The organism is Mesorhizobium muleiense (assembly GCF_900099905.1).
Taxonomy (GTDB): domain Bacteria; phylum Pseudomonadota; class Alphaproteobacteria; order Rhizobiales; family Rhizobiaceae; genus Mesorhizobium; species Mesorhizobium muleiense.
In genome coordinates this window covers 1-8501 of sequence record NZ_FNEE01000047.1, presented here as the reverse complement: position 1 = coordinate 8501, position 8501 = coordinate 1, and the positions used below count along the sequence as shown (strand labels likewise).

Sequence of the window (8501 nt, the reverse complement as noted above, 5' to 3'; positions counted from 1 at the left end):
TGGCACGCGTCTCCCCGGCGTCGAGGATGTGCACCGGGGCGCCGAGCGCCTGCCACTGCCGAGCTCGCTCCGCGATCTCGGCAACGCCCTTCTTATCGGCTCCACAATGGATCGTGCCGGCCCGCTTCAGCTCGCACTGCAAGTTGTGCTTGTCGACGATCTCGAAGACGGTGCGTGGGGAATCGCGCAGCAAATTAAGCAAACGATCGCCATAGAGCGGACCGAGCGTCTCCTTGAGCGCCGAGGGCATAACCCAAAGGCCCGCATTCACCAACCCGGTGCTTCGCCCGGCGGCGCCAAAACCAATTTCGGCTGCCTCGATCACGACAGCGTCCAGGCCCCGCTCGGCAAGGTGGAGCGCGGTGGACAACCCGGTGTAGCCGGCGCCGACGATCGCGACGTCGGCGACGAGGTCACATCCCAGCCTCTCCGTTGCAGGCGGCGGCGGAGCTGTCCGCTCCCAAAGCCCATGGGACCGTCTGTCGTTCAGCATTCTTTCCACCCTCTCATCTTCAAAGTCCCTGCCCTAGCAGCAGCGCAACGAGCTCTCGACGTTGATCATTTTCGCGGATCAAAGGGCCATTACCGCTTTGCGAGCCTTACAAAACGGCGGTATCGGTCTGATGTGGGATCAAGGAACACCTGGGCTGGCGTACCTTCTGTCTCTCAATACTCCGCCGTAGAGAAAAATCGCGAGATCGACAGTTCTCGCGCGAATGCCATTTCAAGCATTGCTGCATGATTCTTGCCGTCGGTGAGACCCGTGATCATGAGGTCCGAGGCTCTGCGCGAACAGGTCGCATTTGACCCCATTCGCTTTTCCAATTCGGCCAACAGGTCGGGCCCAAACCCGATCAACTTTCCGTCAGGTGCCTGGCCATTAAAGGCGGAAAACGCTTCCGGGGTGATCCGAATGGTTCCCGCTCGTCGACTACCGACTGCAGCTAGGCCAGCACAAAACAAAAGCCACAAAAATGAAGGGCGGGTGTTCGGTCCCTTTGTGACTGTTTTTTGCAGCGCATCGGCTGCGCAGTCGGATTGCTGTCTCAAGCTAAGTAGAGTCTAAATATTGTCCCACTGCCCTTCTCCTCTCAAATACAATAACCCGCGAAACTCGTGAGCGCCGGTCTGGACAACGAAGGTGGATGCCAAGAGACACCAGCGCAAAGCTTGAGGAGGGCAGTCTTGCCGACCTAAGGCGGAGTGAGACTGGTTGAAGGCCCGACGCTGGCTAACGTTGCGCAGACACTCAGAAGGCCCGGCAGGAGACTGAGCTCGCTGCCGGGCCGGTGCGCCTTGGGAGGAGGCGTAGTTGCGAATCCGCTGCAAAAGTTCTGAATCACCCGCATCAAGTCGGCTTACAATAAGAGGATCGGACCAATCACAGCGCACCTGATGATTGTAGCGCATCTGAGTGGCCGATTTACGCGAATCATGCCCGATCAACGCAGGAGATCGGCGTTGTGGGTTTAAATGTGCAAAAAAACGGTGACACGCTTATTCCTTCACGGCTATCCAGTGGGAGCCCGAATAGGCCGATACTGATGACCGCGCTCAGGAAGAACGGCGCCGGCAGGAAAGCCGTCTCTCGTCGCCGAACCTGAGGGTGGATGCTGGCGGAGCTGGCAAGATTGCCGCGCACCCACGAGCCGCCAGGGCAAGCCGTACCCAGCGCATCTGGAGCGCCTAAGGGTAGGTGCCTTTGGGGATCCACGGTTAAACCTGCGCTCGTCTGGGGACAAACGCCGGATTCCTGAGATGCCCAATCGCCATAAGCTGTCAATGCAACGTTGCATGCGACTATGCTTCCGGCAATCCTTCCGCTGATCGCTATCGGCGAGCAACTTGCATATGTCCCCACTTGTGAGCCCCCAGACGTCGACCAGGCGGAAGATGGTGCGCTCCGTCATGGGGAGCCTGTTCGCAACGGTCAGAGATGAAGCGGCGCGGTGTCCCCAAGAGTCTTGCCACCCTGCGCGTCGGCGGCGGCACTGGTTGTGCGCCGAAGCTGGAGTGAGCGTCGACCGAGATGCCGCGCGTCGGCTGTTCACGCTGATCTACGCTCTGCTCACGCGCAATGCCGACTTAACAGACCTCGGACGACGCCCACAGGCAAGCAGCGATGAAACCATTGTGAAACTTACCGGCCTCGCCATGCCAGGTACGCACCATGTTATCGCTCCGGCGAGGCAGCTAACTGACTATCCTCAATCCGAGGAGGAAGCACTAAGGAATGCAAGATCACAAGGAAAGGATTCCCAATCGGTGATCAACGACGATCAGGATGCGGCGGCCGACGATCGGCAGAATCACATGCTCGCCGACGATGGACTTGTAGCGTTCCTTGTCGGGATCAACTGCGACGCGGAACTGCCGAGCATGGTCTCAGGAGGGGTGACGGCGACGACGAGAACGTCGCGCGTCGTTTAAGGTAAAAACGTCGTGCAGCACGAAGATCCTCATCCGGCCGTTCCAACGACGCTTGCCCCGCTTCGCAACCCTGCATTTCGCTCCATCTGGACTGCCACACAAATATCCAGCCTCGGGTGGCTCGTGCAAACGGTTGCCATCAGTTGGCTGATGGCCACTATTTCGGCGTCCGACCTGATGGTCGCACTCGTTCAGGCTGCATCGACATTACCGGTGTTCTTCCTCTCAATTCTCGCCGGCGCCATCGCCGACAACTTCAGCCGCAGAAGGGTCATGTTTGCGGGACACTGCTTGATCGCATTGGCGTCAACGACGCTGATGATTTCTGTGGGTCTGGGATTTGTCGATCCCTGGCTCCTACTCGGATTGGGCTTCCTGGCCGGCTGCGGCTTCGCGGTAAACGATCCGGCATGGCATGCCTCCGTCGGCGATATCCTTCACAAGCGCGACATTCCGGCTGCCGTGACGCTGATGTCTGTCGGATATAACATAGTGCGGAGCATAGGACCGGCTTTGGGGGGCGTAATCCTGGCCTTCTTTGGACCGCTGGCCGCTTTCGCCCTAGCCGCGCTGAGTGATCTGGCGCCTCTAGGCGCACTATGGCGCACGAAATGGAAAGTTCGCACTTCGCCTCTCCCTCGTGAGAGAATGGTGACGGCGATTCACGACGGCGTGCGCTTCACGGCGATGTCCTTGGAGATAAGGGCGGCGACCGCCCGTGCAGCCCTTTTCGGGCTCGCCAGCATTTCGATCCTCGCGCTGCTCCCGCTCGTCGTGCGGGATCAGTTGAAGAGCGGGCCGATCGTCTACGGCATTTTGTTGGCCGGCTTCGGAATGGGGGCTTTCATCGCGGGCATGAGCAACGGATTCCTAAGGAGGATCACGTCTCAAAACAGGCTGGTAGCATTCGCTTCTGTCGCCTGTGCAGCATGTTGCCTTTCCCTTGCACTTACATCGTCGGTCCCTGTGGCGGCAATTGCGCTATCGCTCGGTGGCGCGGGTTGGCTTATCACCTGGACGGGCATTGACGTGTCGGTGCAGCTGGCAAGCCCAAGGTGGGTTGTCGGCCGAACGCTCTCGATCTACTACGCCTTGAGCGCTGGAGGTATGGCAGCTGGCAGCTGGATCTGGGGTACAGTCGCGCAGAACTACTCCCTGACCTCAGCTTTGGAGGGCGCCGCGGGGGCTCTGCTGCTGGTTGCAGCGGCGGGAATAGTGTTGCCGGTGCGGCCTTGGGAAGAAACCGATCAAGAAAGTTCCGGTTTTCATCCACCGGAACTGGCGCTCGATCTGAAACCCAGAAGTGGCCCTATCGTTGCCAAAACTGAGTATTCCATATCCGAGGAGAATATCGAGGCCTTTCTGTCCTGCATGCGCGCAAGGCGCCACGTTCAGAGCCGGGCCGGTGCACGAAACTGGACGCTCCAAAGAAACCTTCAGACGCCTTCACTTTGGACAGAGACATTCCGCACGCCAACCTGGATGGATTTTCTTCGCCTCAATCATCGCCTCACGGCAGCGGATAAGGAAGTCGGCGATCATCTCCTGGCCCTGCATGAGGGGGAGCGGCCTCCGCATACAGTGCTTGCCATTGAGCGAACGACCGAGGCAGCTCGTTCCCGTGCCTCAACATTCGTTTCTCGTCCTCCGAGGTGACTTCATGATGATGTTGAACAAGCGCGGTGATCAACTCGTCGGCTGCAGTCGCGCGCCTGCCTGCTGCTCCCGTGCTGCCTGGCCAGGCCGTCACATTGAACCTAAACGATGGTCAAAAGTCAGCTACCGAGTTGGTAGGACAAACGTACAGCAAACGTCCGCCGGTGAACTTCGGGTGATGTGATCAGATGGCTGACAGCCACGCGGCCGTCGGTCCTTACGTTTCCCCATTGTCGAGCGGAGAAGAGCCCGCGTGTGCTCGAAACCGATGCCCTCCGCTCCCGAGCTTACACACCCAGGAAAGTTGATGCAGCGAGTCAACAGACGTGATAGCCGCCGTCCCCGACTGCACTGATGGCTGCAATAAGCCTTTCAGATTGACGGAGATCAGGGGAATGGGATTAACCCGGCGCTTGAACGAATACGGCGATCATCCGGCGCTGATCTTTCCCGGCGGCACGCCAATCACCTACCGCGATCTTGCGCGGCGTGTCACAGCGTTGGCAGCCGAGTTCGGACCGGAGAAAAAGCTGATCGCGGTAGCAGCCGAGCCGACGGAACACGCGGTCATCTCTTACCTGGCAGCCTTGCACGGCAAGCACGTCGTCGCATTGATCCCGCCCTGCAACGCGTCGGCTCTGGACGACTTCGTCGCCGAGTATGCACCCGAAATCATCTGCAGACGCGTAGACGCCCGCTGGTGCTGCCGCGCGGAACCCGGGGAGTCCAATGGCGCACTGCATCCCGATCTCGCCGTGCTGCTAGGTACCTCCGGTAGCACCGGCAAGAGCCGGTATGTTCGTCTGTCAGCCGCGCAATCGAGGCCAATGCCGCGGCCATTGTCAGCTATCTGGAACTCGACCACCGGGATCGGGCAGCGCTTATCCTGCCATTCCACTATTCCTACGGCCTCTCAGTCTTGAATTCTCACCTCGAGGCAGGTGCCAGCATCTATTTCCCGAAACACGGTGCCTCCCACACCGGCTTTGCTCAAGAGATCCGTGAAGCTTCCTGCACCAACATTAGTGGCGTTCCCTACTCCTTCGAAATGATGGACCACGCCGGCTTCCGGCGGCACGAGTTGCCAGCGTTGCGTTTCATGCCGGTAGCCGGCGGACGCATGCAGCAAGCTTTGGCCGAGACCTTTCGGCGTCATCTCGCGGACAAGTCTGCGCGCTTCTTCATGATGTACGGGCAGACCGAGGCAACCGCTCGCATCCCCTATGTTCCTCCCGGCGAGCTCGAGGGCAATCTGGGCAGCATCGGCATTGCCATCCCGGGCGGCAAACTCTGGTTGGCTGATGAAGACGGCCGGCCAATCGAACAAAATGGCGAGCCTGGCGAACTCATCTACAGAGGTCCCAATGTGATGATGGGCTATGCCCATCGACGGGCGGATCTGGCAAGGGCGTACGAAGTCGCGGATTTGCGTACAGGCGATATCGCAAAGCGTGATGATCGCGGGTTCTACTCGATAGTCGGTCGCCGCAAGCGAAGATCGCGGGCCTCCGCCTGAGCCACGACGCAATTGAAGCAGCGCTTGAGAAAGCTGGGATCGCCGCAGCAGTCGTTGGAGACGATGAACGCATTCTGGCGATGGTGACAACACCCAATGTCGACGACAACGAGGTGCTCGAGGTCTTGATGGCTGCAACCGGACTGCCAAGGCCGCACCTCAAAGTCGGCAGGGCGACGTCGTTGCGGAAACTTGCCTCGGGGAAGATCGACTATGCTTCGCTTCAGGCTCGCCTGCTAGCCCCGCGTCAGCAGATGGCCATGGATGTCCTGGACGCCTTCAGGAATGCCTTCTATCCGCGTCAAGTTGGTCCCAGCGACACATTCGAAACGCTCGGCGGCGACTCGCTGCTCTACGTGCAGCTCTCGCTAACCCTGGAACGTCAACTTGGGAGCCTGCCGGAGGGATGGGGAACCATGCCCCTTGGCGACCTTGCCCGAACCGCGGAACCGAGGAACCATAGTCGGTCCATCGACAGCCAACTGATCCTGCGTGCTGCCGCGATCCTGCTGGTTGTCATCCATCACGCAACGCTCTGGCCTATTCCGGGCGGAGCCGCCACACTCGTGATGCTGGTCGGTTTCAGCCTGGCTCGCTTTCAGCGCCAGCGGCTGTTCGCCGGCGATACGCTCGCGGTGCTGCGGCCGCTGGCAGCCAACCTCGCACTCTATGCGCCTGTCGTCGCGGGTTTCTCCCTGGCGCGGGGCGAGGTGCTCTGGCCTTCGGTCTTCCTCGTTGGCAATCTCGGCTTTACCGCACCGCCGCACATGATGCCGTATCTGTACTGGTTCGTTGAGGCCTACGCGCAGACCATTCTTCTATGGGTGATCCTGTTTTCCATTCCGCAGGCGCGGCGCATCGCACATGCAATGCCGCTCGTTTCTGGCATTTTCGTGCTGGCAATTGCAGTAGCAGCCAAGTTCCTCACGCCCCTCGTCTGGTACATCGGCGGACCGCAAATATTCACCCTTCCTGACATGCTTTATTTGGCCGTCCTGGGCTGGTGCCTGTACTTCCTCGACACGCCGCCCAAACGGAAGGCCTTCTTTTCCGTCATCGCTATTCTCTGCCTGGTGCTGGCCTGGTGGGGCGGCAATTGGACAGGTTCCTGGGTCAAGTTCATGCTGGTGCTCGGCGCGGTGTTCGTTCTGCTTTTCATTCCACGCATTACATTGCCCGGTTGGACGGCGCGCCTGATCCTGCCGGTCTCTGCCGCCAGCTATCACATCTATCTTTTTCACCGCGTAATCCCCGACTGGCTGCTTCCGCAACTCGACCTGGGCACGCACCAGCCTGCCGGCCCGGCAGCTGCCATTTCGATCGGTCTCGCATCAGGCCTGGTAGTATTCTGGTTGCAAAAACAATTGGTCGGCTGGCTCGCGTATCGGCGAGCCTCCCTGACCTTGCCCCTCTGATCTAATCCGGTTTGAAGTTCGTTCTGGCCCATCGAGAGGACCGGGACATGAAACGTAGCCGCTTCTCTGAAGAGCAGATCATCGGAATTTTGAAGGAACATGAGGCCGGGGTATCGGTTGCCGATCTGTGCCGCAAGCACGGGGTCAGCGACGCCTCTATCTATAACTGGAAGGCCCGCTTCGGCGGGATGGATGTCTCCGAGGCTCGGCGACTGAAGGCGCTGGAGGACGAGAACACGCGGCTGAAGCGGCTTCTGGCCGACGCCATGCTCGACAATGCCGCGTTGAAGGATCTTGTGGGAAAGAAATGGTGACGCCCGCGGCCAAGCGGAAAGCTGTCGCTCGCCTGAAGGAAGGCTTCGGGATGAGCGAACGGCGGGCGTGTAAAGCCATCGGCTGCTGCCGCATGACGGTTCGCTACGAGACCAGCAGGCCGGACGACCGCGAGGTTCGCGAGCGGATGAAGGCGATCGCGCAGGAGCGACGCCGGTTCGGCTACCGGCGTCTTCTCGTGATGCTGAGGCGGGAGGGCCTGGTCGTGAACCACAAGAAGCTGTTCCGGCTCTATCGGGAGGAGAAGCTCGCCGTTCGCCGCCGTGGCGGCCGCAAGCGGGCGATCGGGACCAGGGCGCCGATGCTGGTGCCGCTGAGGCCCGACGAGCGCTGGTCGCTCGACTTCGTATCGACGGGCGCCGCTTCCGCATCCTGGCCGTCGTCGACGACTGCACGAGAGAGTGCCTGCGCACTCATCGTTGATACGTCTCTCTCGGGCATGCGGGTTGCCCGCGAATTGGACCGGCTCACCACCGAGCGCGGCCGGCCCAGGATGATCGTCAGCGACAATGGCAGCGAGTTCACCTCGAACGCCATCCTCTCCTGGGCGGATCAGAACCGCGTCGAATGGCATTACATTGCGCCCGGCAAGCCGATGCAGAATGGCTTCATCGAGAGCTTCAACGGCCGACTGCGCGATGAACTGCTCAACGAGACGCTGTTTACCTCGCTGGCTCAGGCGCGCGTAGCCATCGCCCTGTGGCGCGCCGACTACAACACCGCGCGGCCGCACTCCCAAATCGCCTGGCAGACCCCGGCCGAGTTCGCCACCACCTTCAATCCGCGACGGTCGCTCGCGCTGCGCTATGCGAAAGGCTCCGCGCCAGCGCCCGTCGCTTCACCCGCCCAGCAGGGCACAACCCACGCCGGAAACGAACTCAAAACTGGATAGAAACTGGGGGCAACGTCACCACCAGGGAGTTGCCGAGCGCCGGGATCACGCGAGGAACGGCGCTGGGGCAGCAGGTCATCGATGCCGCTCCGACGCTTGTGGCTGTTGCAAAACATGACCACGTTAACCAACGCTCCAAGCGCCGCATCTTTGCCATCCACCGCAGGACTCGCTCAGTCGGATCCGCCAGCACGTCGCGCTGCTAGCTATCGATGTTCGATGCCGTGGAGTCGCTTCGGTGAGGCGTTCGCCATAGTGT

8 protein-coding genes are annotated in these 8501 nt (G+C 60.5%); 7 read left to right on the top strand and 1 reads right to left on the bottom strand.

What is annotated here, in order from left to right:
* The coding region (locus BLT09_RS33195; RefSeq protein WP_139172731.1) for an NAD(P)/FAD-dependent oxidoreductase at positions 1-493 on the bottom strand (493 nt) is incomplete at its 3' end.
* A gap of 1520 nt (positions 494-2013) precedes the next feature.
* On the opposite strand from BLT09_RS33195, the gene BLT09_RS35425 reads away from it, so the two are divergent.
* The 7 genes from BLT09_RS35425 to BLT09_RS33165 all read left to right on the top strand — a co-directional run bounded on the left by BLT09_RS35425 (position 2014) and on the right by BLT09_RS33165 (position 8242).
* Complete coding sequence (locus tag BLT09_RS35425; RefSeq protein WP_236473422.1) at positions 2014-2430, top strand: hypothetical protein; 417 nt, start codon at positions 2014-2016, stop codon at positions 2428-2430.
* 12 nt (positions 2431-2442) lie between these two features.
* Complete coding sequence (locus tag BLT09_RS33185) at positions 2443-4086, top strand: MFS transporter (protein ID WP_091600656.1); 1644 nt, start codon at positions 2443-2445, stop codon at positions 4084-4086.
* Positions 4087-4499: 413 nt separating this feature from the next.
* Positions 4500-5009 carry a class I adenylate-forming enzyme family protein gene (locus BLT09_RS33180; RefSeq protein WP_128342005.1) on the top strand — a complete coding sequence of 170 codons (510 nt, stop codon included), beginning with the start codon at positions 4500-4502 and terminating at the stop codon, positions 5007-5009.
* On the top strand, positions 4904-5602 hold the full coding sequence (locus BLT09_RS33175) for an AMP-binding protein (RefSeq protein ID WP_091600654.1): 699 nt from the start codon (positions 4904-4906) through the stop codon (positions 5600-5602). The genes BLT09_RS33180 and BLT09_RS33175 overlap by 106 nt, the downstream gene beginning before the upstream one ends.
* A gap of 80 nt (positions 5603-5682) precedes the next feature.
* Positions 5683-7017: a phosphopantetheine-binding protein gene (locus BLT09_RS33170; RefSeq protein WP_091600653.1), complete on the top strand. Its 1335-nt coding sequence runs from the start codon at positions 5683-5685 to the stop codon at positions 7015-7017.
* A gap of 47 nt (positions 7018-7064) precedes the next feature.
* Positions 7065-7331: a transposase gene (locus BLT09_RS35420; RefSeq protein ID WP_027033127.1), complete on the top strand. Its 267-nt coding sequence runs from the start codon at positions 7065-7067 to the stop codon at positions 7329-7331.
* Positions 7325-8242, top strand: coding sequence for an IS3 family transposase (locus BLT09_RS33165; RefSeq protein ID WP_236473419.1), 918 nt, complete (start codon positions 7325-7327; stop codon positions 8240-8242). Before BLT09_RS35420 ends, BLT09_RS33165 begins: the two co-directional genes overlap by 7 nt.
* Positions 8243-8501 lie beyond the last annotated feature (259 nt).

What these genes read in the sequence shown, in the direction of transcription:
- BLT09_RS33165 (WP_236473419.1), top strand. Translation starts at nt 7,325, where the DNA reads ATGGTGACGCCCGCGGCCAAGCGGAAAGCTGTCGCTCGCCTGAAGGAA.
- BLT09_RS33170 (WP_091600653.1), top strand. Translation starts at nt 5,683, where the DNA reads ATGGTGACAACACCCAATGTCGACGACAACGAGGTGCTCGAGGTCTTG.
- BLT09_RS35420 (WP_027033127.1), top strand. Translation starts at nt 7,065, where the DNA reads ATGAAACGTAGCCGCTTCTCTGAAGAGCAGATCATCGGAATTTTGAAG.